Origin of the sequence: Clostridium prolinivorans (assembly GCF_004011155.1) — a bacterium.
Lineage (GTDB): Bacteria > Bacillota > Clostridia > Clostridiales > Clostridiaceae > Clostridium_AT > Clostridium_AT prolinivorans.
Genome location: NZ_RJWG01000016.1, coordinates 15,354 through 41,988 on the forward strand (window position 1 = coordinate 15,354; position 26,635 = coordinate 41,988).

At 34.1% G+C, this 26,635-nt stretch carries 32 protein-coding genes, 5 tRNA genes, 1 other RNA gene and 1 pseudogene; 35 read left to right on the forward strand and 4 right to left on the reverse strand.

The window, feature by feature from the left end:
• Positions 1-12: 12 nt before the first annotated feature.
• The 3 genes from EGD97_RS10570 (at position 13) to EGD97_RS10580 (ending at position 1,407) form a co-directional block, all read left to right on the forward strand.
• Positions 13-462, forward strand: a complete 450-nt coding sequence (locus EGD97_RS10570) for a nucleoside deaminase (RefSeq protein WP_127837301.1) — start codon at positions 13-15, stop codon at positions 460-462.
• A 190-nt stretch (positions 463-652) separates the two neighbouring features.
• Positions 653-1,153 (forward strand): hypothetical protein, encoded by a 501-nt coding sequence (locus tag EGD97_RS10575; protein WP_127837302.1) that lies wholly within the window; start codon positions 653-655, stop codon positions 1,151-1,153.
• A 165-nt stretch (positions 1,154-1,318) separates the two neighbouring features.
• A tRNA-Ser gene (locus tag EGD97_RS10580) sits at positions 1,319-1,407 on the forward strand.
• A gap of 139 nt (positions 1,408-1,546) precedes the next feature.
• Here EGD97_RS10580 and EGD97_RS10585 read toward each other — a convergent pair.
• From EGD97_RS10585 to EGD97_RS10595, 3 genes are all read right to left on the reverse strand, one after another.
• A tRNA-Tyr gene (locus tag EGD97_RS10585) sits at positions 1,547-1,631 on the reverse strand.
• Between the two features lie 5 nt (positions 1,632-1,636).
• Positions 1,637-1,711: transfer RNA gene (locus tag EGD97_RS10590), tRNA-Thr, on the reverse strand.
• A 12-nt stretch (positions 1,712-1,723) separates the two neighbouring features.
• Positions 1,724-1,799, reverse strand: a tRNA-Val gene (locus EGD97_RS10595).
• A 331-nt stretch (positions 1,800-2,130) separates the two neighbouring features.
• On the opposite strand from EGD97_RS10595, the gene EGD97_RS10600 reads away from it, so the two are divergent.
• From EGD97_RS10600 to EGD97_RS10740, 29 genes are all read left to right on the forward strand, one after another.
• Positions 2,131-2,221 (forward strand) — tRNA-Ser (locus tag EGD97_RS10600).
• Between the two features lie 10 nt (positions 2,222-2,231).
• Positions 2,232-2,497, forward strand: an RNA gene (gene ffs, locus EGD97_RS10605) — signal recognition particle sRNA large type.
• Between the two features lie 190 nt (positions 2,498-2,687).
• Complete coding sequence (gene dnaX / locus EGD97_RS10610) at positions 2,688-4,319, forward strand: DNA polymerase III subunit gamma/tau (protein WP_127837303.1); 1,632 nt, start codon at positions 2,688-2,690, stop codon at positions 4,317-4,319.
• Between the two features lie 76 nt (positions 4,320-4,395).
• Positions 4,396-4,740 (forward strand): YbaB/EbfC family nucleoid-associated protein, encoded by a 345-nt coding sequence (locus EGD97_RS10615; RefSeq protein ID WP_127837304.1) that lies wholly within the window; start codon positions 4,396-4,398, stop codon positions 4,738-4,740.
• Positions 4,741-4,841: 101 nt separating this feature from the next.
• Positions 4,842-5,438 carry a recombination mediator RecR gene (gene recR, locus EGD97_RS10620; RefSeq protein WP_127837305.1) on the forward strand — a complete coding sequence of 199 codons (597 nt, stop codon included), beginning with the start codon at positions 4,842-4,844 and terminating at the stop codon, positions 5,436-5,438.
• A gap of 1,417 nt (positions 5,439-6,855) precedes the next feature.
• Positions 6,856-7,335, forward strand: coding sequence for a GNAT family N-acetyltransferase (locus tag EGD97_RS10625; protein ID WP_127837306.1), 480 nt, complete (start codon positions 6,856-6,858; stop codon positions 7,333-7,335).
• Between the two features lie 81 nt (positions 7,336-7,416).
• Positions 7,417-8,229, forward strand: coding sequence for a DUF4037 domain-containing protein (locus EGD97_RS10630; RefSeq protein WP_127837307.1), 813 nt, complete (start codon positions 7,417-7,419; stop codon positions 8,227-8,229).
• A 135-nt stretch (positions 8,230-8,364) separates the two neighbouring features.
• Entirely contained in the window at positions 8,365-8,952 is a 588-nt protein-coding gene (locus EGD97_RS10635; RefSeq protein WP_127837308.1) for an MBL fold metallo-hydrolase, read from the forward strand.
• Between the two features lie 53 nt (positions 8,953-9,005).
• Positions 9,006-9,653: a LysE family transporter gene (locus EGD97_RS10640; protein ID WP_127837309.1), complete on the forward strand. Its 648-nt coding sequence runs from the start codon at positions 9,006-9,008 to the stop codon at positions 9,651-9,653.
• A 79-nt stretch (positions 9,654-9,732) separates the two neighbouring features.
• Positions 9,733-10,572 (forward strand): hypothetical protein, encoded by an 840-nt coding sequence (locus tag EGD97_RS10645; protein ID WP_127837310.1) that lies wholly within the window; start codon positions 9,733-9,735, stop codon positions 10,570-10,572.
• 95 nt (positions 10,573-10,667) lie between these two features.
• Positions 10,668-11,078: an ArsR/SmtB family transcription factor gene (locus tag EGD97_RS10650; RefSeq protein WP_127837325.1), complete on the forward strand. Its 411-nt coding sequence runs from the start codon at positions 10,668-10,670 to the stop codon at positions 11,076-11,078.
• Positions 11,079-11,232: 154 nt separating this feature from the next.
• Entirely contained in the window at positions 11,233-12,309 is a 1,077-nt protein-coding gene (gene arsB / locus EGD97_RS10655) for an ACR3 family arsenite efflux transporter (protein ID WP_127837311.1), read from the forward strand.
• A 5-nt stretch (positions 12,310-12,314) separates the two neighbouring features.
• Positions 12,315-12,716, forward strand: a complete 402-nt coding sequence (locus tag EGD97_RS10660; RefSeq protein WP_073345735.1) for an arsenate reductase ArsC — start codon at positions 12,315-12,317, stop codon at positions 12,714-12,716.
• Between the two features lie 226 nt (positions 12,717-12,942).
• Positions 12,943-13,284 carry an ArsR/SmtB family transcription factor gene (locus EGD97_RS10665; RefSeq protein WP_127837312.1) on the forward strand — a complete coding sequence of 114 codons (342 nt, stop codon included), beginning with the start codon at positions 12,943-12,945 and terminating at the stop codon, positions 13,282-13,284.
• A 15-nt stretch (positions 13,285-13,299) separates the two neighbouring features.
• A complete protein-coding gene (locus EGD97_RS10670; protein ID WP_127837313.1) occupies positions 13,300-14,316 on the forward strand; it encodes a permease in 1,017 nt (338 codons plus the stop codon).
• 77 nt (positions 14,317-14,393) lie between these two features.
• Positions 14,394-14,879 carry a permease gene (locus EGD97_RS10675; protein ID WP_069195227.1) on the forward strand — a complete coding sequence of 162 codons (486 nt, stop codon included), beginning with the start codon at positions 14,394-14,396 and terminating at the stop codon, positions 14,877-14,879.
• Positions 14,876-15,415, forward strand: a complete 540-nt coding sequence (locus tag EGD97_RS10680; protein WP_127837314.1) for a permease — start codon at positions 14,876-14,878, stop codon at positions 15,413-15,415. Before EGD97_RS10675 ends, EGD97_RS10680 begins: the two co-directional genes overlap by 4 nt.
• Before the next feature lie 14 nt (positions 15,416-15,429).
• A complete protein-coding gene (locus tag EGD97_RS10685; RefSeq protein ID WP_127837315.1) occupies positions 15,430-15,669 on the forward strand; it encodes a 4Fe-4S dicluster domain-containing protein in 240 nt (79 codons plus the stop codon).
• A gap of 21 nt (positions 15,670-15,690) precedes the next feature.
• Positions 15,691-15,894, forward strand: coding sequence for a 4Fe-4S dicluster domain-containing protein (locus tag EGD97_RS10690; RefSeq protein ID WP_041714807.1), 204 nt, complete (start codon positions 15,691-15,693; stop codon positions 15,892-15,894).
• Between the two features lie 32 nt (positions 15,895-15,926).
• Positions 15,927-16,154 carry a thioredoxin family protein gene (locus EGD97_RS10695; RefSeq protein ID WP_014253547.1) on the forward strand — a complete coding sequence of 76 codons (228 nt, stop codon included), beginning with the start codon at positions 15,927-15,929 and terminating at the stop codon, positions 16,152-16,154.
• Between the two features lie 207 nt (positions 16,155-16,361).
• Positions 16,362-16,901, forward strand: a complete 540-nt coding sequence (sigZ, locus tag EGD97_RS10700) for an RNA polymerase sigma factor SigZ (RefSeq protein ID WP_228202016.1) — start codon at positions 16,362-16,364, stop codon at positions 16,899-16,901.
• An 80-nt stretch (positions 16,902-16,981) separates the two neighbouring features.
• The gene (locus EGD97_RS10705) at positions 16,982-17,539 is read left to right on the forward strand and encodes a DUF2703 domain-containing protein (protein ID WP_205693986.1); all 558 of its coding nucleotides are present in this window, start codon (positions 16,982-16,984) and stop codon (positions 17,537-17,539) included.
• 210 nt (positions 17,540-17,749) lie between these two features.
• Positions 17,750-18,583, forward strand: a complete 834-nt coding sequence (locus EGD97_RS10710; RefSeq protein WP_127837318.1) for an Mrp/NBP35 family ATP-binding protein — start codon at positions 17,750-17,752, stop codon at positions 18,581-18,583.
• 23 nt (positions 18,584-18,606) lie between these two features.
• On the forward strand, positions 18,607-19,002 hold the full coding sequence (locus EGD97_RS10715) for a NifB/NifX family molybdenum-iron cluster-binding protein (RefSeq protein WP_127837319.1): 396 nt from the start codon (positions 18,607-18,609) through the stop codon (positions 19,000-19,002).
• 1 nt (position 19,003) lies between these two features.
• Positions 19,004-19,834, forward strand: coding sequence for a nucleotide-binding protein (locus EGD97_RS10720; protein ID WP_127837327.1), 831 nt, complete (start codon positions 19,004-19,006; stop codon positions 19,832-19,834).
• The gene (locus EGD97_RS10725) at positions 19,825-20,685 is read left to right on the forward strand and encodes an ATP-binding protein (protein ID WP_127837320.1); all 861 of its coding nucleotides are present in this window, start codon (positions 19,825-19,827) and stop codon (positions 20,683-20,685) included. Before EGD97_RS10720 ends, EGD97_RS10725 begins: the two co-directional genes overlap by 10 nt.
• 19 nt (positions 20,686-20,704) lie before the next feature.
• Positions 20,705-21,061, forward strand: coding sequence for a NifB/NifX family molybdenum-iron cluster-binding protein (locus EGD97_RS10730; protein ID WP_127837321.1), 357 nt, complete (start codon positions 20,705-20,707; stop codon positions 21,059-21,061).
• Positions 21,062-21,078: 17 nt separating this feature from the next.
• On the forward strand, positions 21,079-21,564 hold the full coding sequence (locus EGD97_RS10735) for a Fur family transcriptional regulator (RefSeq protein WP_127837322.1): 486 nt from the start codon (positions 21,079-21,081) through the stop codon (positions 21,562-21,564).
• Positions 21,549-21,983 carry a DUF134 domain-containing protein gene (locus EGD97_RS10740; protein ID WP_034844118.1) on the forward strand — a complete coding sequence of 145 codons (435 nt, stop codon included), beginning with the start codon at positions 21,549-21,551 and terminating at the stop codon, positions 21,981-21,983. The genes EGD97_RS10735 and EGD97_RS10740 overlap by 16 nt, the downstream gene beginning before the upstream one ends.
• 94 nt (positions 21,984-22,077) lie before the next feature.
• Here the strand turns inward: EGD97_RS10740 and EGD97_RS10745 are convergent, their stop codons facing one another.
• Complete coding sequence (locus EGD97_RS10745; protein WP_228202014.1) at positions 22,078-22,266, reverse strand: Uma2 family endonuclease; 189 nt, start codon at positions 22,264-22,266, stop codon at positions 22,078-22,080.
• Between the two features lie 510 nt (positions 22,267-22,776).
• On the opposite strand from EGD97_RS10745, the gene EGD97_RS10750 reads away from it, so the two are divergent.
• The 3 genes and pseudogenes from EGD97_RS10750 to EGD97_RS10760 form a co-directional block, all read left to right on the forward strand.
• Positions 22,777-24,486, forward strand: a complete 1,710-nt coding sequence (locus EGD97_RS10750) for a carbohydrate-binding domain-containing protein (RefSeq protein WP_228202015.1) — start codon at positions 22,777-22,779, stop codon at positions 24,484-24,486.
• A gap of 315 nt (positions 24,487-24,801) precedes the next feature.
• Positions 24,802-24,921: pseudogene (locus EGD97_RS10755) on the forward strand (N-acetylmuramoyl-L-alanine amidase family protein); the annotation flags it as partial.
• A 284-nt stretch (positions 24,922-25,205) separates the two neighbouring features.
• A partial coding sequence (locus tag EGD97_RS10760) for a PAS domain S-box protein (protein ID WP_127837324.1) occupies positions 25,206-26,635 on the forward strand: 1,430 nt, incomplete at its 3' end.

Genomic DNA, 26,635 nt, shown 5'->3' on the forward strand with positions numbered 1-26,635 from the left:
AAAGGAATAAAAATGCAAGAATTGTTTATAAAAGAAGCTATAAAAGAAGCCTATAAAGCATTAAAATTAAACGAAGTTCCTGTAGGTGCGATTATAGTAAAAGATAATAAAATTATTTCCCGGGCATTTAATCTTAAAGAAAAGTTAAAAGATCCTACAGCTCATGCTGAAATTTTAGCTATAAAAAAAGCTTGTAAAGTTCTAAATAATTGGAGACTTTCAGGATGTAGCTTATATGTTACATTGGAACCATGTCCTATGTGTGCTTCGGCTATAGCTCAAGCTAGAATAAGTAATTTATATATAGGAACATTTGATCCAACTTCAGGAGGCTGTGGTTCTGTAATAAATATTATAGAAAACCCATATTTAAATTACAAAGTTAATGTTAATTGGATTTACAGCAGTGAATGTAGCAGAATATTAACAGAATTTTTTAAAACAAAAAGAAAAGATATATAATAAATAATAGCTAAAACTTATGAGAATATGTTAATGAAGAATCAATTAAAAATTATAATAATTGAAAAACATTATAATATATATTAAAATGTTTTTATAACGAATTTTATACAAATTAAAAAATATAGAAAATAACCAAATTCATATATAAACATTAAAAGCAGTATATTGATTTAGTGAGGTGTTTTAAGTGGAAAATGAAATATTAGAAATTTTAAAAGGAATGCAAAAAAATATATCATTAATACAAGAAGATATGTCAGATCTAAAAGAAGACATGTCAGGCTTAAAGAATGAAGTAACAGGGTTAAAAGAAGATATGTCAGGCTTAAAGAATGAAGTAGCAGGGTTAAAAGAAGACATGTCAGGATTAAAAAATGAAGTAACATGGTTAAAAGAAGGCATGTCAGGATTAAAGAATGAAGTAGCAGGATTAAAAGAAGACATGTCAGAATTAAAGAATGAAGTAGCAGGATTAAAAGAAGATGTAGCAGTACTAAAAAATGATGTAATAGAGTTAAAAGAAGGTCAAGAAAGACTTGAAAAGAAAGTTGATTCTATATTTGAACAAACTGTTGATTTAACTGAGTTTAAAACAAGTGTGTTAGTTAAATTAGAAGATTTAAAAGAAGTTAAGGAAGTAACTAAAACTAATTGCTATGAAATAGCTAAACTTAAAGCAGTAAAATAATTATATTTTAGTTATTATATATATTTCACAATCATAATTGATTTATTTATATATTTCATAGTATAATTATATAGAATTTAATTAGGAGAGATATATGAGAGGTCTATGGTACCTGACTCGAAATAATGTTACTTGCTCCGAAAACTTAATAATTAATTATTAAATGGAAGCGTATCGAAGTGGTCATAACGAGCCGCACTCGAAATGCGGTAGTCCTCAGGGGCTCGTGGGTTCGAATCCCACCGCTTCCGCCAAAATGGAGGGTTCTAGCAGATTTTGCTAGAGCTTTTTTGTATGGATTTTTTATGAGAAATAGGTATGCATCGCCTGTTTTACGACGAAATATTTTGGATTAATTATAAAAAAATAAGGCATACAATTTGTATGCCTTATTGGTGGAGGAAGATGGATTCGAACCATCGAAGTCAGAGACAACAGATTTACAGTCTGCCCCCTTTGGCCACTCGGGAATTCCTCCACATATGGAGCTGGCAATAGGAATCGAACCTACAACCTGCTGATTACAAGTCAGCTGCTCTACCGTTGAGCCATGCCAGCATATTGATTTTATGGTGGGCACAACAGGGCTCGAACCTGTGACCCTCTGCTTGTAAGGCAGATGCTCTCCCAGCTGAGCTATGCGCCCTTAATTTAAAAGATTAATATCGGCTCATCCGACGAAGATTATTATATATTGAATATGTAATTTAATCAAATACATAAAACAGCGATTATTTCAAATTATATCTTATTTGCTTTAATTTTTAGCTTTTTTTAAGCATTTAAACATATATACAAAAACTATAATATTATAATTATTAAAATATAAAAAATAAAAAAAGAATAAATTTCATAACTTTCCACAAATAAATATAAGAATAACTATTGATTTAAAATTAAAATCATAGTATAATCAATCTTGTCGTTAATAAATATATAAATTATAAAAATTTAATAGTTTGTTTCATGAGTGATATGGAGAGATGTCCGAGTTGGCTTAAGGGGCACGCCTGGAAAGCGTGTGTAGGGGAAACTCTACCGAGGGTTCGAATCCCTCTCTCTCCGCCATTTAAACTTTCCGTGCTAGATGGGGAACTAGCGGTGCCCTGTAACCTGCAATCCGCTACAGCAGGGTTGAATTCCTCGCCTAGGCTATAACGTGTGAAGTCTGGTCTATAAAAGTGGCGTTGAGAATTGGGTCCCACGCAACGGAAACTCATGAACCCCGTCAGGTCCGGAAGGAAGCAGCGGTAAGTGATCATTTTCGTGTGCCGTGGATTAACCTGGTTTGAGTTAACTATATAGATAACGTTCATATGTTATCAGTCGAAGCGAGGTGCACGGTTTACATAATAGAAATAAGAGGTGCTAATTAAGCATCTTTTTTTTATACAAATTTATAAATAATTAAAGTATATATAGTATACTACATATTATATTTCTTGTTAAAATTATAAATATTAATGTATAATTAAATATATGCTTAATTTAAATAAAATATTTATATGCTAATTTATAAAAAGAAGGTGAAACTATGGCATATACCGCTTTGTATAGAGAATGGAGACCTAAAACTTTTAATGATGTAGTTGGACAAAAACATATAACTACAACACTTAAAAATCAAATAAAAAACAATAGAATAGCCCATGCATATCTTCTTTGTGGAACTAGAGGAACTGGTAAGACTTCAACTGCTAAAATACTTGCAAAAGCGGTAAATTGTCTTAATATACAAGATGGAGAGCCATGTAATGAATGTGAATCTTGTAAAAAGATAAATGCAGGACTTTCTATTGATTTTATAGAGCTTGATGCAGCATCATATAGAGGAATAGATAAAATAAGAGATATAATAGATGAGGTTCAGTATCCTCCAAGGGAATCGAAATATAAAGTTTATATAATAGATGAAGTTCATATGCTTACAAAAGAAGCTGTTAATGCTTTTTTAAAAACATTAGAAGAACCTCCAAGCAATGTAATATTTATTCTTGCAACAACAGATCCTCAAATGCTTCCTATAACTATACTCTCTAGATGTCAGAGATTTGATTTTACAAGAATAAAGTCTCAAGATATGTTTGAAAGACTTAGAAAAATAGTAAAAGAACATGGAGTTTTTGCTGATGATAGAAGTCTTAATTTAATTGCAAAAATGTCTGATGGTGCTATGAGAGATGCTTTAAGTATATTAGATCAAGCAATATCTATGGGTAATGGAAAAGTTGAATATGATGAAGTTGTAAATATGCTTGGATTAGTTACAAATGAAAATTTATTTAAACTAATTGATGCTATTATAGAAAGAAATGTAGAAAAATCCATGAAAATAGTTGATGAAATTGTTTTTTCAGGTAAGGATATTTATAACTTTATAAAAGATTTAATAATGCATCTTAGAAATCTTATGATGGTTAAAATAAGCAAAAATCCAGAAGATATACTTGATATGTCTTATGAAAATATAGAAAATCTAAAATCTCAAGCTCAAAAAATAAGAATTGAAGAAATAATGAGGGATATAAGAATACTTCAAGAAGCACAAGAGCAGTCTAAGTGGAGCAAACAAAGTAGAATTTATTTAGAACTTGCAGTAATTAAACTTTGTAAAATTGAATACGATACATCAAATGAAGTTATACTATCAAGGCTTAATAGATTAGAAGAAAATTTAAAGAATGGTCAAATTTCTATAATAAACAATGAAAATATAAATGTTTCTAATAATTCTTTAAAAAAGCAGCCTTTAAAAACTGAACCAAAAACTAAAAATATAGAAAAAACAGAAATTAAACACTTAGAGGAATATAATACTAATTCTAAGCTAAACATAGATATAATAAAAAAAAGTTGGAGAGATATTCTTGAAATGCTAAAGGCTAGAAATTCAAAAGCAAATGCTGCACTTTTAGACACAGGAGAGCCTGTATCTTTTAAAAACGGAATTATTGAAGTAAGATTTGATGAGCTTCATGCTTTTAGCAAACAAAGACTTGAAGGTGAAGAAAATAGAAAAATAGTTGAAGATGTATTTTCCCAGGCACTAAAAGAAAAAGTTAGAATAAAATATACTGTAGACAAAAAACAAAATTCAATAAAATCTCCCGAAGAGATAATTAAAGAAACTTTCGGAGAAGATGTTGTAGAAATTATTGATGAATAGGTATATAATTTTGTAGTACATTATTATCTATATAAAGTAAATTAGAATAATAATATATTTTGAGGAGGTATTTTTTATGGCTAAAGGTGGTTTCCCAGGTTTCGGCGGAGGAGCTAATATGAATAATCTTATGAAAACAGCACAAAAATTTCAAGAACAAATGCAGGAGATGCAAAAGGAACTTGAAAATAAAAAATATGAAGAAAAAGCAGGAGGCGGTGCTGTAACAGTAGTTGTCAGCGGTAAAAGACAAATTTTAGAAATTAAAATAGATAAAGATGTAGTTGATCCAGATGATGTTGAAATGCTTCAAGATCTTATTTTAACTGCTTGCAATGCTGCTTTAAGAAAAGCTGAAGAAGATACAGCAAACCAAATGGGTAAATTGACAGGTGGATTAAATATACCAGGAATGTTTTAGAAATAAAAACATTATTAATAAGAATGAAAAATTAAGATAAATTCTTAGTTTTTCATTCTTTCTTTATAATTTATAGGCCCATTATAGAATGGAGGAATAACATGGATTTTTATCCAATTGCTATAGAAAAACTTATAGAAGAATTTGCAAAGTTACCTGGGATTGGCTATAAAACAGCACAAAGATTAACTCTTTATATTTTAAATCTTCCAAGAGAAGAAGTAAAAGAATTTGCAGAGGCATTAGTAAAAGCTCGTGGAACTATAAAATACTGTTCTATATGTGGAAACTTTACAGATACTGATCCATGCAGTATATGCAGTAACCCAAGCAGAGATAAAAGTACCATATGTGTAGTAGAACAGCCTAAAGATATTATGTCTATGGAAAAGGTAAAAGAGTATAATGGCATTTATCATGTTCTTCATGGAACTATTTCTCCAATGTCAGGGAGAGGTCCAGAGCAGATAAAACTTAGAGAACTTATAAGAAGAATTAATGGAGAAGTAAAAGAAGTTATTGTAGCTACAAATCCAAACATAGAGGGAGAAGCCACAGCTATGTATATATCAAAAATATTAAAACCTTTAGACGTAAAGGTTACAAGAATAGCTCACGGAATTCCAGTAGGTGGAGATTTAGATTATGCTGATGAAGTTACACTTTCAAAGGCACTTGAAGGAAGAAGAGAGATATAGGTGTAAAATTTTGTTGTCTACATCAAATAAACTCCTTTCATTTTTCAAATGTATGAAACGGAGTAAATAAAGTTGTATCAGAAAACATGGTTTATTAGGGCAAAAGAATGTCCTGTAGGCCATGTTTTTTATGTATTAGTTTTAAGGGATAAGGAATAAGGAGCAAGGCCGAAATTAAGATAAATCAATGGATTGGAAGATTGAATGGAAAAGAAAATGGAATGAAAAATGGGTAAAATCTCTCCTTAACCCTTCCCCCTTAACCCTCAATCCTAAAAGCACTTTATTTTCATTTTTTGCCCTAAAAATTGAGGAATGAAAGGACTTTAGGAAGTAAGGAATAAGGAAAAAGGAATTAAATGGGAAATTGGAAGAGAATAACAAGCCAGTATTTTCAAGGGTTTGAGGGGGATTTGTGAAAGGAGTTTATTTGAAAAAGGAAAGAAGTTTGTTTGGGTTACATATAGTTAGGATTAAGGAAAAAGGGGTAAGGAAAATAGGAAATATTTTAGGCTTAAAATAGGGCTTAATTAGTTGTTGCAAAAATAAAATAAAGTAGTATTATCTAAAGGGATAAGGAATCAGGGAAAGTATTGAGAATATTGGCTTTCATGTATTTTTAGGTTTTAAGGGAAAAGGGAAATAAAGGAATTTTATGAAAGGACATTATTTACTTTTACTATACAACATAGGACTTTTTTTCTGTTTCTAAAAATGATATGTTTAAAATTATCAGAAACAGAAAAGTTGTTTCATAAGCGGTAAAGTTCTATCAAAATGAAAATAAAGTCCTTATATTAAGGTTTTATCCACATTTCTTGATACAAGAATGGGGATAAAGTATAAAAAATATTAGGAAGATGTGGATAAAAGGGTAAAGGGATAAGGACATTATTTACTTTTTATAAGAACTTGACGTATTTTTTCTGTTTCAGAAATGATGAAGAAGAAATTTTAGAAAAAGAAAAGGTATTTTTACGGATGTTAAAGTTCTTTTATAATAAAAATAAAGTTGTGGTATCAGAAGGTAAAAGGGGCAAGGGGAAATATTGAAAATACGGGGTTTGGTAAGATTTTAAGGTATAAGAATATTGGAAATTGTAGGGAGTTCATGCAATGACTTTATTTGCATTTACTATAGAACATGCTCTGCTTTTTCTGTTTCTAAAAATAATATAATGATAATTCTAAAAAAAGAAAAACAAAATTATAACTGATAAAGTTCTATCAAAATAAAAATAAAGTTGTATTATTTATGTTAAAGCATAATTGGTTATTTTGAGTTTATTTATTGGAGTTCGGGAATTTTGAATATGGGTTATAAAAATGTAGATGTTTTTATAGATGATATGGTGTAAAATAAAGGTATATGGTACAAATTGGTAAAATAGGACGAAACATTAAAGGGGGACTTTTTATGAACTTAAAAATAAGAGAAGGAATTGCAAATGATTATATTGATATTAAGAATTTGGTTATAGAGGTACATAACTTACATGTAAAAAATAGACCAGATGTTTATTTAGATGTTGATAATCCTTTCGAAAAAGAAAGGTTTGAAGAATTATTAAACAGTAGTGACACAAAGTTATTTGTAGTTGAAGATACCGATAGTAAAGAGTTAGTAGTATATAGTATAGTACAAATTATGACTCCAAGAAAAATTCAAATTCTTATCCCGTCAAAATTTGCCTATATAGATGACTTTTGTGTTAAATCTATTTACCAAAAGAAAGGCATTGGAAGATTGTTGTTTAATCATGTTGTAGATTATGCAAAAACAGAAGGGGCTTCATCTATTCAGTTGACTGTATGGGAATTTAATGAAAATGCCATTAAATTTTATGAATCATTGGGAATGTCAACGAGAAATAGAAGAATGGAACTAAATCTATAATTTTGCTTCACATTTTTTATATTTTGTGTCACAAAAGTAGAATAAGGTGAATTAAAATAAGTATTTTAGGGGGGCGATATCATGGTTTATGATACAAAGAAAATTATAGATACATTAATAAGTAATATTTCAGAATTGAGTGAAGTTCAATCAATCGGAATAAGTGGTAGTAAGACTTATCTTCCAAGGGCAGGAGAAGGGGATATTGATATTTTTATATATTGCGATATGATACCTAATCTTGAAAAAAGACAAGCCATAATAAATCAGTTGGGTAACCAGATACAGGAAAGTAAAATAAATATCTTTGAAGGGGGACATTGGGGAATAGGAGATTTCGTGCTTGTAAACGGTATTGAAACTTGGTTAATGTATTTTACAGTAAACGAAACCTTAACTGATGTAGAATCTATACTCAATGGCGAATATCCAGATAAATTGGATAATTACTACTATCCAATAGGGCGATGTGCCATGTTGAAAAATATCAATGTTTTATGCGATAAAAGCAATTTTTTAGATGACTTAAAAAAAAGATTATCCAATTACCCAGATAAATTAAGAAAGATACTTATACAATATCATTTGGATGAACTTGAAGATACCGAAGATTTACAACGTGCTGTAGCCAGAAAAGATGTACTGTTTTATCATTTTGCAATGGATATAGCAATTGACCATTTCCTTCAAGCGTTATTTGCTATTAATAGAACCTATTTTCCAAGCCGAAAAAGAACACTTGATTTTATTGAAATCTTCAATATTAAACCCGAAAGATGTAATGAAAAATTATTAGAAGTTATTAAGTTAGGTAGTTTTTCAGAAGGAATTAATCAATCTTTTACAATATGGAGCAACATGGTTAATGAACTAAAGAAATTGAGTAATATTTAGTGTGATTAATTCGCCATCTTCATATTTTGTGTCTAAACTGTATTATTATACGAAATAAAATCTTCATAAAAAATACTGCTAATAATGATATACATATATATGAGTACGATGATTAAACCTTCGAGGTGAGTATAGATGAAAATACTGAACTTAATTTGTAAAAGGACAAATTGTTATCTCCTTGAATCCAGTTGCGGTTGGATAATGATAGATACTGATTTTCCTGGTACTCTTTATCGGCTTATGAACTTATTGAATCAGCATAATATCAAAATAAGTGATATCAAATATTTAATTGTAACACATTTCCATCCGGACCATGCTGGGATTGCTCAAGACTTAAAGAATTTAGGAATAAGATTAATTTTACATGAATGTCAGGTTGCTTTTGTAGACAATTTAAACAACTTTTACAAAAAGAATAATCAATTTAATTTTACAGATATTCTACCTGAGGGTAATATCGTAATTTCCAGCAAAGAAAGTAGAGACTTCCTCAAAAGTATGGGAATAGAAGGGGAAATAATCCAAACGCCTGGTCATACAGATGATAGCATAAGCCTCATTATTGATGGATGTTGTGCATTCACAGGCGACCTTCCGGAATTCAGTCTTATGGAAGCCTATAACGACCAAACAATCAAAAACAGTTGGAAATTAATAAAGGATTATAAAATAACAAAAATATTTCCAGGTCATGGAAACCCGTACACAATAATTTAGTGTACACCGATGTTGATAGTAAGATATTTTGGCTAAAAGAGAGGTTAATTAAAGTGGTTTTGTGGGGAATCTTCATCAGCGCTTTTTTAATAGGCTTTTCAGGAGCAATGATGCCTGGGCCTATGTTGGGGGTTACAATTGACGGCAATCTTAAAAAGGGGTGGACAGCAGGCCCTTTGACAGTATTAGGGCATGGAATACTGGAACTTATATTAATTATCATTATGACATTCGGACTTAAAGATTTCTTTTCTAATCCGACAGTTGCAGGACTTATCGGATTATTTGGCGGTGCTTTTCTTGCATGGATGGGGTATGGAATGATAAAGTCCAGTATAAATAAGTCGGTTTCTCTGGAGAACCAAAAAGCAGGGAATAGTGCAGGAATAAGAAATCTTATATTGGCGGGAGCGCTTGTAAGCACTACTAATCCTTACTTCATTCTCTGGTGGGCGTCAACGGGGATGGAATCAATTCGCCAGTCTTATACTTCAGGGTTAATTGGTGTTTTGTTCTTTTTTATAGGACATATTTTATCGGACTTTGTATGGTATTCAGCAATTTCCATAGCATTTTCCAGAGGCAAGAAACTGATAAGTGGTACTGTATATCGCTGGATTATTTTATTGTTAGGCATATTTATTGTAGCATTTTCAATCTATTTTATAGGCAGCGGATGGAAGATGCTTCGGATGTCGTGATATAATTTTAATATGGATAAGATGAAAAAAAGTTATTACCTCGTAATAGATTTAAAATTTAAACTGGAGGTCAAACTCTATGAAATCAATGCTTTTTGAAATTAACAAGAAAAAATGGTTGACACTATTTTTAGTAGCATTATCAGCAACAATATTTAGATTGATACTGCAGGCTTTTATCCCTTCAAGCGGTAGTAATCCTTTTCCTCCGAGTGTAATCGTCAAAGCAGGATTATTAATCCCCTCATTTACGATTTATGCACTAATAACCTATTTTTTATTAGCGGTAGTATTCGTTATAATACAGGGTCGTCTACCAGGAACAAAGATTAAAAAAGGTTTAATGTTCGGTTTTTTATTCTGCATGATGTGGTGTATATACTTATTTGAGCCTTTACCTCACGTTTCAAGCACATCACTGACCGAACTTTTTGCTTATCCAATAGTGGACGGAATATCACTTGTATTTTTAGGATTGCTGTTAGGAAAATTCGTTGCTGTAGATTCTCAATTGTCAGGGAAAGTATACATTAATCTTAACATTGTACCGTTAATGGCAATACCTGTATGTTTCCTGGTACTGAGAGTATTTTGTTATAGTATAGTTCATATTTATTCCTCTTTTACTGCCAATCCGTTAGGAACAATGATATGGGCAGTTGCATCAGGTATCTGGATAGGGGTTTTGTATTTATTTCTCGGACAAGGCATTAAGATAGAATCTCCGATGGTGAAATCACTATTTTTTGGCATTGTAATCTTTGGAATTAACCTTTTTCTTTTCAATTTTTTCATTACTTTGGTGTTTGAATCAGATATTGCTGATATAATCATAAGAACTATGGCAGACATCATATCTGTAACGATAGGAGTCTATATTTATGAAAAAGTTCGTTTCCTCATAAGTGTTAGGAATTGAGTTGCGAATAAGGGAATAACATTTTTATTGACAAAAGTGCAAATTTACACTATTATATGAGTATAAGTGAATATAATCATTTGGAAGGTGATAAGTTGGATTTGATAGAAATATTTAAAGCATTGGGAGATGAAAACAGGATTAGAATACTCAATTTGTTAATAAGACAGGAACTCTGTGTGTGCGAAATAGAAACAGTGCTGGATATGACGCAGTCCAATGCTTCAAGGCATTTAAACAAATTAAAAAGTGTGGGTGTTATAACCAGTGAAAAGAAATCACAATGGGTCTATTATAGAGTAGATAACAAGTTTATTGAAGAAAATAACCTGCTGTATGAATTTATTAAAAACAAAATGGATGAAAATACGCAATTGCTAAAAGATATAGAAAGACTTAAAAAATATAAAAACAGTAACTTTACTTGTGAGCAACTGCGGGAAGATAAAAGTCAGGTTTTAAAGTATCTTCAAGGGCAGTGTGAGAAGATGAAAAATGAAAATTAAAAGGATATTTTTTAGAGAATACAAAATATTATTTTGCTTAATGTCACTCTCAAAATATTGACAGAATGTCGTTGTTAGAATATTATATGAATATAATTGAATATAATCATACAATTAAAACAAATTAATATTAAATAAATTGGAGGCGTATAACTTGAGTAGTAAAGAACCAATACAAGAAAAAAAGGGATTGGGTTTTTTTGAAAAATATTTAACACTGTGGGTAGCAGCATGTATTATAGTAGGAGTTGCCATAGGACGATTAATTCCTGTAATCCCTGAAACTTTAAGCAAATTTGAATATGCAAATGTATCAATTCCTGTTGCTATTCTCATATGGCTAATGATATACCCAATGATGCTGAAAATTGATTTTTCAAGCATTGTCAGGGCAACAAAAAAACCGAAGGGACTAATAGTTACTTGTGTAACAAACTGGCTTATCAAGCCTTTTACAATGTATCTTATAGCAGCGTTTTTCTTAAAAGTGGTATTCAGCAGGTGGATTGGTTCGGATTTGGCGACAGACTATCTTGCAGGTGCAGTATTATTAGGAGCCGCACCATGTACCGCTATGGTGTTCGTATGGAGTTATTTGACAAAAGGCGACCCTGCTTATACATTAGTGCAGGTAGCAGTGAATGACTTAATTATATTGTTTGCATTTACACCAATTGTCGCACTCCTGTTAGGTGTAAGTAATGTAAGCGTTCCTTATGACACGCTGGTATTATCAACAATCCTGTTTGTTGTTATTCCATTGGCAGGAGGATACCTTACTAGAAGGAACATCATTAAACATAAGGGTATAGAGTATTTTGAAAACGTTTTTCTCAAGAAATTTGATAATGTAACTATCGTAGGTTTGCTTCTTACTTTAGTAATTATTTTCTCTTTCCAGGGTGAAATAATTTTAAGCAATCCTCTGCATATTATATTAATTGCGGTACCATTAATTATTCAGACGTTCTTTATATTCTTCATCGCATATGGGTGGGCAAAGATATGGAAACTTCCCCATGATATAGCAGCCCCTGCAGGAATGATTGGAGCAAGCAACTTCTTTGAACTTGCTGTTGCAGTGGCTATTTCACTCTTTGGTCTGGACTCTGGAGCCGCCCTTGCAACAGTTGTGGGAGTACTGGTTGAAGTTCCAGTAATGCTTACACTTGTAAGGATTGCCAACAACACAAGGCACTGGTTTAAACAAACTGATGAAAGGGGAATATAAAACATATGAAAAAGAAAGTGGCATTTGTATGCGTACACAACTCTTGCCGCTCTCAAATGGCAGAAGGCTGGGCAAAGAAATTGGGGAGTGATGTATTGGAAGCATATTCCGCAGGAACAGAAAATTACCCTGAAGTAAAACCATTGGCAGTACAGGTAATGGAAGAAGCAGGAGTGGATATGAGTGGCCATCATCCAAAACTATTAAGTGATATTCCAGCAGAATTAGATATCTTAATAACGATGGGATGCAATGTAGAATGCCCTTATGTGCCATGCAGGCACAGGGAAGATTGGGGGCTTGCTGACCCGTCAGGTGGCCCGATAGAGGATTATAGAAAAACAAGAGATATTATCGAAAAGAAAGTAGAGGATTTGATACAGAGGGTAAAAAATAACCAGATTTGATAAGCAGAGTGTAATTAATCTAAATAAAAAGGTGCAGTGAAGAGAAAACTTCATATGCACTTTTTTCTTTTTTTAAATATTGAAGTGACTATTGACAGATATAAAAAACAGGAGTATTATACTAATATACTTATATGAGTATATAAGCATGAATTAAAAATTGCAGTTGTTTAAAGTATAAAGTATGTCTGATACAAAGCCAAAATTTTAACGAAAGGAAGATTTTATGAATAAATTAACTGATTTTTTCAAAGTGTTGTCTGATGAAACACGTTTGAGAATACTTGTACTGCTGTATCATAAAAAACTTTGCGTATGTGAGATGTGTGGAATAACAGGAGAGTCACAGCCCAAAATATCAAAACATCTTGCTAAACTTAGGGATATGGGATTTGTAAAAGATGAAAGGCAGGAACAGTTTATTTTTTATGATTTAAATCTTAATGAGCAGGTGTACAAAGAGATATTGGAGAAAATAGTGGATAATATCAACGATTATCCAGAACTGAAAAGTGATATTGAAAAGTGTAAATATGCTGAAAAGTATCTTGAAGCGTGCAGAAGGTAAGGAGGAGGTTTTCATATGAATATATTGGCTATGGTATTCGGTTGGTTAAATGACCAACTATTAAAAATGAGATGGCTTTCAGAACTGGTAAGACTTCTTGTGGAGAAAGTATTTGGTTTGTCTGTTAGCGAAAGAATAGGTGGAAGTATTCACTTTTTTATATATGATACAATAAAAATATTTATATTATTATCACTATTAATATTTGTCATATCCTATATCCAGAGTTATTTTCCGCCAGAGAGGACAAAGAAGATTCTCGGAAAGATAAAAGGCATTAAAGGGAATATACTTGGTGCACTGCTTGGTACCATAACTCCATTTTGCAGTTGCTCCAGCATACCGATTTTTATCGGTTTCACATCTGCTGGCTTGCCTTTAGGCATAACCTTTTCTTTCTTAATATCTTCGCCAATGGTGGATTTGGCGTCATTAATGTTGTTAATTTCATTTTTCGGTCCTAAAATTGCCATAGCCTATGTTGTTGTAGGCTTGATTTTGGCGGTTATCGGAGGAACTTTGATTGACAAGTTGGGACTTGAAAAATATGTAGAAGGATATGTAAGAGAAATCGAAAATGTTGATGCCGAAGTGCCTGAAATGACCCGCAAGGAAAGAATATCTTATGCAAAGGAACAGGTCAGGGATATTATCCAGAGAGTATGGCTATATGTATTAATCGGTGTTGGAATAGGGGCAGCCATTCATAACTGGATTCCTCAGTCAATCATAGAAAATGTGGTTGGAGGCAATAATCCATTTGCAGTGTTGCTTGCTACTGTAGTGGGCATTCCAATGTATGCTGATATATTCGGCACTCTGCCTATAGCCGAAGCATTATTTGCAAAAGGAGTAGGCGTGGGAACGGTATTGTCATTTATGATGGCGGTAACAGCCTTGTCGCTGCCTTCCATGATTATGCTCAGCAAGGTAGTAAAGCCTAAACTTTTAGCAATCTTTGTATCCATTGTATCAGCAGGAATTATTATCATTGGATATTTATTTAATGCTTTTTCATATATTTTTGTGTAAGCAGGTTTGATAAAAGAGTAGGGGTTTATCTATGTGTTTCAAAAGAGGTTTAAACGTAGGGGAAGGTGTGCTTAAACATGGGAAATTATATTCTTTATGCTGTTACGCTAATATTGTTAGTAATATCTTTTCTCAAAGATGAGAGCAAAACAAAGAATGCTCTAAAGAAAGCCTGGAAGTCATTTGAAAATATATTGCCAGAATTCCTTGGAGTCATTATGCTGGTAGGGATACTGCTTGCCGTACTTAACCCTCAAGTCATATCTGCTGTCATAGGAGCAGAATCAGGATGGTTTGGTGTTATTCTTGCAGCCCTTGTTGGAGCAGTTACCCTTATCCCAGGGTTTGTGGCATTTCCTACGGCTGCCATGCTGCTTCAAAATGGTGCAGGGTATATGCAGATTGGAGCCTTTGTATCTACGCTTATGATGGTAGGAATTGTTACGGCTCCTGTAGAGATGAAATACTTTGGTAAAAAACTAACCATTGCAAGAAATGTTTTAGCGTTTATATTTTCTTTCCTGGTAGCATATATAATTGGGAAGGTGGCGGGTGGTATATGAAGTTTATAAAAAGATACAAATTTTTTCTAATTACTATAGGTATTATAGGGATTATTACTTTAATAAATAGAAGCATTGGGCTAAAAGCCATTGGTGTTGCAGGGTATAGTTTTAAGGAAATGGCCCTTGTTATCCCACCTGTATTTATTCTTTTAGGATTACTGGATGTATGGGTTCCGAGAGAAACGATGGTGAAATACATGGGAGAAGGTTCAGGGATAAAAGGCATAATCCTGTCCATCATTTTAGGCTCTGCAGCAGCAGGCCCGCTTTATGGAGCATTCCCAGTGGCGGCAGTTTTTATGAAAAAAGGCGTTAAATTCAGCAATATACTCATATTCATTGGCGCATGGTCCACTACAAAGATACCAATGTTTTTATTTGAAATGTCAGCATTGGGTGCTAAATTTGCTGTAACAAGACTGGTGGTTGATATTCCTGGAATAATTCTTATAGCCTATATACTGTCTCAATTAATTCCAAAAGAAGAGATAAGGGAAATATATCGGAAAGTTGAAAATATGTGGTATTTGTAAAGGAGAGGGTTTAAATGTCAAAGAACTGGTATCCAGTAATTAACTATGAAAATTGTATTGAGTGCGGGGCATGCTTTAACAAGTGCTCACATGGGGTTTACAAGAAAGAAGGTGAACGGCCTGTAGTGGTATATCCTGAAGGCTGTGTTGATGGATGCAGAGGATGTCAAAAACTATGTCCTTCAGGTGCAATAGAGTATGTTGGCGACACAGGTGAAAAGGGGAATTGCAGTTGCGGATGCTGCAGTTGCTAAATTTCGGGGGAGGTGGAAGGTGTGAGGCCAGTTATTTTAAAGGAGAAGTGTTCTGCACAGGCCAATATCTGCAAAGCGATAAATGCATGTCCTAATCATGCAATAAGTTATGTCGAGGATGATGATGAACCTTTAGGTGGCAGAATTGAAATTGACCATGCAAAATGTACAGCGTGTGGAACCTGTGCAAAGGAATGTTGTGGAATGGCGATAATAATGGAATGAAAAAATATCAGTTGATGAAGGAGGATTTTACTATGGTAATTAAAGTTTTAGGTTCAGGATGTGCTAATTGCAAGAAATTAGAAGCCAATGTCAGAGAGGCTGTAAAAGAACTAGGGATTGAAGCCACTATTGAAAAAGTACAGGACTTCAAAGATATTATGGCCTATGGTGTAATGAAAACACCCGCTCTTGTAGTGGATGAACAGGTAAAAGTGATGGGAAGAGTTCCGTCAGTAGAAGATATTAAAAAGTATTTGTAAATCACATCATTTAACATTTTTAAAGGTAGTGGATTTGGAACATTGATTAATGGCCAGATATTAAATGTTTTTGGTATTGGTCAGATATTTGCTGTTGCAGGATCAGTGATGTTTGTAGTTGCTTTTATCGCAGCGAAAGTCGTACTGAAAGTACATCAACCTTAAACCGCGTCTTAAAGGGGGGATTGAACCATTAAGGATGATATTATTGCTTTATGGAAAGAGTTAAGTTCCAACTTAAGAATCTTTATCCGCAAAAAGGTGACAAATGAGCAAGATGCGGAAGATATCCTTCAAGATGTATTTTTAAAAATATATTCTAATATAGACCAGGTAAAGGATAATGACAGAATATATGCATGGGTGTACCGAATAACAAGAAATTCGATTGCTGATTATTATAGAAAGAAAAGAGATACTGCTGAATTTTCGGATTTGCCTGATGAGAGAAAAACCGATAATGATGAAGAAGAAATAATAAATGGATTGGTTTTATGCCTGAAAAATATGATTGACAGCCTTCCAGATAAATATAAGCAGGCTATCATGCTAACAGAATTAGGCGGTTTGACACAAAAAGAACTGGCTCAAAAACTCGGTATGTCAATATCAGGGGCTAAATCGAGAGTTCAGCGTGGGAGAAATCTGTTAAAAGAGAAGTTTTTTGAGTGCTGTAAGTTTCAATTCGATGTGTATGGAAATATTGTTGAATACCAGCATAAAAAAGATAGTTGTAAATATTGCTAAAGCATATATGTATTTTGCGTCCTTTTTAAAAAACCTCCGTCTATAAAAGTGAAGTTAAATTTTATGATGGAGGTTTTATTATGGGATGTTGTGAAACTCAAAGAAACATTTGCTGCAGTACAAGTTGCGGCTGTGAAGATGAAATTCATAGTACTGAAAAGAGGAAAGTTGTTATTGATTTTATGTATTTGGATTTAAGCATATGTATGAGATGCCAGGGTACGGAGGACAGTCTTGAAGAAGCAATTGCGGACGTTGCCAAAGTGCTTGAATTAACAGGCGCCGAAGTTGTTGTAAATAAAATTCATATTGATAGTAAGGAAAAGGCCATACAGTACCGGTTTGAGAGTTCACCTACTATCCGTATTAATGGAAAGGATATACAACTGGAAATAAAAGAATCTCTTTGTGAATCGTGTGGTGATTTATGCGGAGATGAAGTGGACTGTCGGGTATGGGTGTACAAAGGTAAAGAATACAATGTTCCTCCAAAAGCAATGATAATTGATGCAATACTTAGAGAAATATACAGTAACAACGAATTATCAGGGAATGGTAAACAAAGTAAAGAAAAGGAATATGAGATTCCTGAAAATCTCAAGAGATTTTTTGACTCTATGGGCCAAAAAGATGTATGAATATTTAAAATGTAATTTAGGAATATATATAAGGTAAAGCAATTTGTTTATAAACCTTACAGTAAATGTGGATATATACCTCATTTGCTGTAAGGTTTTCTATTTTACATTATCCATATAAAACTTTCATGAATAAATGGCATTTGACAATAACATAATATGGATGTATAATGTAATTGGCATATGACAAAAACAAAAGGAGTGTTTAAAGTGTCTAACTGTGAAAATTGTCCTACAAAAGAGGATTGTAAAACAAAAGAGGGATGCATGATAGAAAACAATCCTTATAACTTTGTAAACAAAATAATCGGTGTTATGAGTGGGAAGGGAGGTGTTGGCAAATCAACGGTATCTGCTCTTATTGCAGAAGAATTAAATAAAAAAGGTTATAAAGTAGGTGTCCTGGATGCGGATATAACAGGACCGAGTATTCCAAGGCTTCTTAAAGTAAAAGACAAGAAAGTCCAGTCAAATGAACTGGGAATTTTACCAGTGGCAACTGAAAATGGAATAAAGGTAATGTCGCTGAACTTATTGATGGAAGAGGAGGAGCAGCCTGTTATATGGCGAGGGCCTTTAATTGCAGGGACAGTAAAGCAATTCTGGACGGATGTTTTCTGGGGAGACCTTGACTATTTGGTTATAGATATGCCTCCAGGAACGGGAGATGTTGCGCTGACGGTGATGCAGTCCATTCCCATCAATGGAATTGTAATGGTGTCTGTACCCCAGGATTTAGTGTCTATGATAGTCGCAAAAGCAGTGAATATGGTTAAAACAATGAACATTAAGGTTATTGGTGTAGTAGAAAATATGAGTTATATTATATGCCCTGATTGCAACAAAAAAATCAGAATATTTGGTAGTGAAAACACAGAAGAGTTTTTAAGCAAATTAGACTTAAAACTTCTTGGGGAATTGCCTATGTGTAGTGATATAGCCAATCTTTCCGAGAAAGATAAAACAATACAAAATGCATCATTGGATGAAACAGTAAGCATTATTATCGAAAGGATAATGCTTTCAGTCAATGAAAACAAATAAAAAGATAATTGGAGGGGTATTTCATGAATATAGCAGTTTCTTCGATGGGCAAGGATTTAAACAGCATGATGGATGTGAGATTCGGAAGATGTAATTACTTTGTAATCTATGACACAGAAGGAGGTTTGGTAAAAGCAATTGAGAATAAGGGTCAAATGTCAGGAGGAGGGGCAGGAATTGCAGCAGCCCAGCAAATCATTGATGAAGATGTGGATGTTGTCATCACTGGAAATATGGGGCCTAATGCCTTTAACCTGTTTAAAAATTCGGATATTAAAGTCTACCGATGTGCAAGTATCAAAATTGATTCGGCTATACAGTCATTCAAGGAAGGGAAATTAGAGGAATTAACCGAGGCAGGTCCAACCCATGCCGGGATGGGTATGGGAGCAGGCAGGGGATTCAGAGGGGGAAGATAAATTGAACATAGCCATATTAAGCGGAAAGGGAGGTACGGGGAAAACCACCATATCCACCAATCTTTCTGTTATTACAGGTGCTAATTACATCGACTGCGATGTGGAAGAGCCTAATGGATTCATATTCTTAAATCCCTCTCAAATAAAAAGAGAAGAAGTTAAGGTGGATTATCCTGTTGTGGACAGCAGCAGATGTACCTTATGCGGACAATGTGCAAAAGTATGCCAGTTTCATGCCTTGGTAAGGACAAAGAAAGATATCATGCTCTTTGAAAAACTCTGTCATGGCTGTCATGCCTGCGGGATAGTGTGTAAACAAATTGCTTTAACCTTTGAAAAAAGGGAAATAGGAATAATAGAAGAAGGACGATATGGCAATTTAATTTGTAGAAGAGGAATTTTAAATGTAGGAGAGCCTATGGCAGTACCAGTTATTAAAAAGTTACTGAAAAATCTTCCTGCTGGAACAAATCTTATTGATTGCGCCCCGGGGACCTCCTGCAATGTAGTGAATTCCCTTCAATATGCAGATGGTGCAATATTAGTAACGGAACCTTCTTCCTTTGGGCTTCATGATTTAAAAATGGCAGTACAACTGGTGAGAAATTTCAATCTTCCCTTTGGCGTTATTATCAATAAATATAATGCCGAGGATGACAGGATTCAGAAATACTGTGAGCAAGAAGATATAAACATATTAGGAATTTTACCTTACCGTAGAGAAGCAGCAGAGGTCTATTCCTTGGGGAAAATGATTGTGGAAATGCCTGAATATAAAGAAATATTTGAGGAGATTGCAAAGAGATTGAGGGAGGTGTTCCCTTGGAACTGACAGTGATAAGTGGGAAAGGCGGCACGGGTAAAACCACAATAGCCTTAGCCCTGTCTGAACTTGCAAAAGATGCAGTAAAAGCAGACTGTGATGTGGATGCACCCAATCTGTACCTTTTTTACGATGGAAGAGATATAAGAAAGGAATACTTTTATGGAGAAAAGAAAGCAGTTATTGATAAAAAGTTTTGTTCAGGCTGCAAGGAATGTGAAAAAGTATGCCAGTTTGACGCAATCAAAGACGGTATAGTGAATCCCTTTAAATGTGAAGGCTGTGGTGCTTGCATATTGGTTTGCCATCATAATGCCATCAGTTTAAAAGAAAAGAAAACTGCTGATGTTTATATCACCCAAACCGATAAAGGAATTATTTCAAGGGCACAGATGGAGGTGGGTAGCGAAGGGTCGGGAAAACTCATAACTATGCTTCGCAGTAATGCCAGAAAGTTTTCGGATGAGAATATCCTTATCATTATAGACGGTTCTCCAGGAATAGGTTGTCCTGTAATATCTTCAATTACGGGAAGTGATGCGGTATTGATTGTCACAGAGCCTACCCAATCGGGTCTGGAGGACTTTATGAGGGTAATGGAGTTATGCAGGCATTTCGGGGTCCTTACTCTCGCCTGTATCAATAAATACGACATCAATGAGAAAGTAGCAGAGGAAATTGAAAGTTTTTGCAGAGAGAATGATGTTTATTTAATAGGGAAAATACCCTATGATGACACAGTTATGAAGTCAATTAATGAGTTGAAGCCTATTGTTTATTATGAGGGCAGTAAGGCAAATCAGGCCATAAGACAGATGTGGGATAACATTTGTAAGTATATAAAATATTTAAATCAATAATTTTAAGGAGGCATTAATAATGAAAATAGCAATTGCAAGTGAAGGGAAATTTGTTAGCGGACACTTTGGACATTGTGAAGGATTTACAGTGTATGATGTTGATGAAAGTAAGGGGCTAAAGAAGGATTTCATACAAAATCCAGGCCATAGACCAGGATTCCTACCTAACTTCCTAAAAGAATTAGGAGTAAACGTTGTCATCTCTGGCGGCATGGGAGAAACAGCCCAGCAGTTATTTGCCCAAAACAATATAGATGTGATTGTAGGAGCAGAAGGTTCTTGTGATGATGTTGTCCAGCAATATTTAAAAGGAGAGTTAAAATCCACAGGAAGCATATGCAGAGAACATCAGCATGAAGGTCACTGTCATGAATAAATAACAGAGGTGTCCTTATGGATGGGGTAAAGAATAATACTCTGACAAAGGATAAGTTCTCTCTAATCAGAAAATTGGTAGAGAAAAACGGTTATAAATTTACGAAGCAAAGAAAATTGATACTGGAACAGTTTTTCCTTGCTGACAGGCATTTGAGTGTGGAAGAGATATACCAAAGGTTGAAAAAAACCAGTATGGGTCTTGCTACTGTATATAGGAATGTAAAGATATTTAGTAGTATTGGTATAGTAAAAGAAATTGTTGTAGATGGAGTAAGTTATTATGAACTGAAAATCTACAGCAAAAAGCCCCTGCATATCCATTTCCAGTGTGTCAAATGTAATGATATAATAGACATTGATGAAAGAAAAGTTGCTTTAGAATATTTAAAATTAAACAAGGCTATAGAAGATATAAATGATTTAGAAATTTATGATATAGATATAATGTTCATTGGATTATGTAAAAAGTGCAGGGAGGTAAATAAATGCCAAGACCGGTAAAATGCAGAAGAGTTGAATTTTTTCCAGAGAACACTTATTTCATACCATTAGGCAAAAGAAAGTGCGAGGTGGAAGAAATTACTCTCAAGGTTGAAGAACTTGAAGCCATGAGGTTAAAAGATATTGAAGGGCTTAGTCAGGAAGAGTGTGCGGAGAGGATGCAGGTTTCAAGGCAGACTTTTCAAAACATCATAGACAGTGCAAGAAAGAAAGTAGCGATAGCACTAACGCAAGGCAATGCAATACACATAAGCGGAGGGAATTATACTTCAGGTTTATGCCAATTTAAGTGCCTAAATTGTGGTGAGGTTTATGATTTGAATTATGAACATGATAAGCATACTTGCCCCTCCTGTGGTTCAAACGAAGTAGTTTGTGAGAAAATGAAAAGGTTCTGCCATAGATGGTGCGGGAAATAGATTAAATTTTAATATTAGAGATATCAGGGAAGCGGTTCTTGTGATATACAAATATCATAGGAACTGTATTTTTATAATTATGAATTTAATCTTATCATTCAGGAAAAATATCTTCCAAGCGAATCTCAAGTCCATTAAAACTTTGAGATACTGCACTGTTGCAACCCTTATAAACGCCGTTCTGTTTGTATTCACTCTTTTCGAAAACATAGATTTCAATAGTTTTAAGTTTTGGATTTATCATCCAATATTCTTTTACGCCAAAATCATTGAAAGAGTTCAAAACTGGATTAATCATCTTCCACGTAAATTATTGAGCTATAAAACACCTGAGGAATACTTCTATGAGGAATTAGTTAAAATTTCTTAAGCTCATATTTTATCTATTGTAGAGCTAACTTGTGATTTGTCAAGGGTAAAGACTTTGCCTGCTCCGCAGCCCTTGATAAATCTCTGTATTCGCTCAATTTTAGTAATTAAGATGGGCTTAAGGTTAAGTATGGTTTACACTAACTCTATTCTACATGATTTTTTCACGGGGTGTTGCATTTAATATTGCAATTTAAGGTATGCCTGCAGCAGTACTACTGCACCGCAAACAAACACTAGTTCTCAAACATCAGTAAATAGCCAATCCAGTGTAAGTACTATTGGCGACAAAGATATCAGCAAGGTTATAAGTGAACTGATTACCTATGATAAAGATGACTACTACAGTGACTGGGAAAATGAAAATCCAAATCACATTGAATTGAATGGAAACAGTGCGGCTGTAAAAGGTTCAGGAGCAGAAGTGAAAAACAGTAAAATTACAATAACGAAAGCAGGGGTTTATGTAGTTAGCGGTAAATTGGATAACGGTCAAATTATTGTGGATGTTCAAGATAAGGGCACCGTTAGATTGGTTTTAAATGGGGTGCAGATAAACTGTGCTGACAATGCACCTATTTATTTAAAGAATGCAGGAAAAACCATTATATCTTTACAGGAGGGAACAGAGAATATAATATCTGATGGAACAAAATATGTTCTTTCTGATGCTTCCACTGATGAACCTAATGCAGCAATCTTTAGCAAGGATAATCTTACTATAAACGGAACAGGAAAATTGACTGTATACGGTAATTATAACAATGGTATAACAAGCAAGGATGATTTGAAAATTACAGGAGGTAACATTCGGATTTATTCAGCTGATGATGGAATAATGGGACGAGATATAGTGGCTGTTAAGGAAGGAAGCATCACAGTTGAGTCTAAAGGAGATGCTATCAAATCCACAAATGACACGGATACAACTTCTAAAGGATATGTAGCCCTTGAGGGAGGAACCTTTGACATAAAAGCTGGAAAAGACGGAATACATGGAAAAACCTCAGTACTTATTACTGGTGGAGAATATACTATTTCCTCTGGTGGAGGAAGTGCAAATGGTGTTACCAAAATTAGTGATGACAGACAAGGCCCTTGGGGAAAAAATCAGCAAAATACTGCTATAGCAAAGACTACGGAAGAGGAATCAAATAGTGCAAAAGCAATTAAGGCTACTGCAGATGTAGCTATTAGTGGAGGTACCTTTAAAATTGATTCTGCTGATGACGCTATACACAGCAACAACAGCGTAACCATAGCAGGTGGAGATATTACTATTACTTCTGGTGATGATGGAATTCATGCAGATTCAGCAATATTAGCTAAAGGTGGAAAAATTAATATTACTAAGAGTTATGAAGGTATAGAGAGTGCAGTAGTAACAATTTCCGAGGGTGAAATTCATGTTACCGCCAGTGATGATGGCATAAATATTGCTGGAGGCAATGACGGATCCTCCATGAATGGGCGTCCAGGTCAAAATAATATCAATTCCACCTCAAACAATAGGCTTAATATAGATGGCGGATATCTTGCAGTTAATTCTATGGGAGATGGTCTGGATGCCAATGGATCAATTTATATGACTAAAGGTACAGTTGTTGTAAGTGGTCCAACAGCCAACAATAATGGTGCTTTAGATTATGATGGAACCTTTGAAATGACTGGCGGCTTCCTTATCGCTGCTGGAAGTTTAGGAATGGCTCAGGCACCTTCAGAGCAATCGACACAGAACTCTATAATTATGACTTATCCACAGACACAGCAGGCAGGTACTATTGTTAATCTTAAAGATAGTAAAGGAAATACATTAGCTACCTTTGCGCCTAAAAAGAATTATCAAACTGTAGTTATCAGCTCACCTGAACTTAAAAAGAATTCAGTTTATACACTGTATTCAGGTGGAAGCTCAAGTGGAAATGAAAATGATGGGCTGTATACTGATGGAGAATATAAGAATGGAACAAAAATAGTAGATTTTACCATTTCGAATTCTGTAACCTGGCTCAATGAAAGCGGGGTAACCACCAGCAGAAGCTCTCATCCAGGGACAGGAAGGACAGGAGGACCAAATAATCCTGAATTTGGCGGAAATCAAAATAGACTTGAAAAAGGAAGACCTTCATATTAGGTATCCTCATTCCAACCAATGATGATTAATGAAAAGTATAGATATGTTTAGTTACTTAAAGGCAAATTTGAATTAATAAAAAATTTTTAAAAATATGTTGTTAACAATAGAGTTGATGTGTATAAAAAGATAAAAAAAGTCGGTAAAACCTCGGCCGTATAAATGAGGAACTAAAAGGTTTTAGAGTAGCATCCTTGCTGCTCTATTTTGCTGTCATGGGGATTTTAAATGATTATATATGTAATTTTGATCTGATAATCTTCTAAAAAATAAAGGATATCGAAAACTTATCATTGAAAACTATATCTGCATTCTCTTGTAACTTTAGGCTTTACAGATAGAGGAGTAAAGAGTGCTAACTTTCATGTATTAGGAGAAACCAAGACTCCTGCAGTGCTAATTGAGATAGGTTTTATTGATAACACAGAAGATAATAATTAATGTAAGTAAACAGTAGTGCAAGAGAGTTATGGAAACAAACTTTAATATATATGAAAATAAGTGACGAAAAATCCAAAATTGTGTTAAAAAAAAGAAAAAAATAGTATAATAATATTATTATACAGATAAAATTATAATGGTCTTAGCTATATAATGCATATAAACAGATAATTAAAGGCAAACCTGTTAAAAAACACATCGCCCGGTGGTGAGGTTTAAAGTATAATGTATAATGTGTTATGATATTAAAGCAAAGGGATATTTTAAGGTGATAAAAAATGCGTGAAAATATATCAGGTAAAAAGAAAAAAATATTGCTGGTTGAAGACAGCCGCTTAACTGCTATGGTTTTAGCGGAACTTCTGCATAAAAACGGTTATGATGTGGAAAACGTCGCTACAGGGGAAGAAGCAGTAGAAAAGATAATGGGTGGTGTGACGTTGGATCTAGTTCTGATGGACATCGAATTGGCGGGGGAAATGAGCGGGATAGCGGCTGCACGTAGAATAATTAAATCCCGGGATATTCCCGTTGTATTTCTTACTGCCAACACCTCCGGGGGAATTATTGAAAAAATAAAAGAAGTTAAGGCCTATGGGTTTGTGCTAAAAGGAACAGATAAAGCAGCCTTGCTGTCCACAGTGGAAATGGCTTTGAAACTTCATGAAGCAAATATCCATGCTAGGATGTTTGAGCGGCTTTTTGAAAACTCTCTGAATGAACTTTATATTTTTCATCCCGAGTCGTTGAAATTTGTTGCTGTAAATCGTGCTGCCAGAAAAAATCTGGGATATACAACCGAAGAAATGAACGTTATGACACCCCTTGACCTTAATCTAGAATTTAATATGGAGAGTTTCCGAAGACTCCTTGCACCTTTGGTCAGTGAGGAACAGGAGCAGGTTCTGTTTAACACGGTACATCGCCGGAAGGACGGTTCTCTGTATCCTGTGGAAATAAATATACAGCTTTTCGACTATGAGGGAGCAAAATTATGTATGGCGCTGGTTGTTAACCTGACCGAACGCATAGCAATGGAAGAGGAACTAAAGGAAAAGGACACGACAATAAGAGCCATTATGGACTCGGCGCGAGACGCTATTATCATGCTTGATGGGCAGGGAAAAGTCATTTTTTGGAACCCTGCAGCTGAACAGTTCTTCGGTTATTCCAGGGAGGAAGTACTGGGGAAAGACCTGCATCGGCTGGTGGTACTTGATGAACGTCTTTACCAGATTTATACTCAAGCTTTCCAGCACTTTCAGTTGACCGGAGAAGGGAATGCCATAGGGAAAACAATTGAGATGAAAGCAAAACATAAAGACGGGCGGGAATTTGATGTGGAGATTTCCATGTCTGCTTTGAGGAGCAGGGACGCTTGGCATGCTGTGGGAATTGTGCGGGATATCAGTGAGCGTAAACAGGCACAGGAAGAACTTGAAAACAGCCGTAAACAATATATTGAATTAGCTGAAGAAGCCCCCATTGGAATTTTAAAATGTGATCTAGAAGGCAATATTGTTTATGTTAATCAAAAAACTTTGGAAATACTTGGCTCACCAAGTATTGAGGAAACAAAAAAGATTAATCTCTTAACTTTCCCCTTATTGGTCAGATATGGTCTTTCAAGAAAACTTGAAGAATGTATTAATGTCAAGATTATTTTGTACGATTGTGCCAATATTTTTATGTACAATTGTGCTAAGTA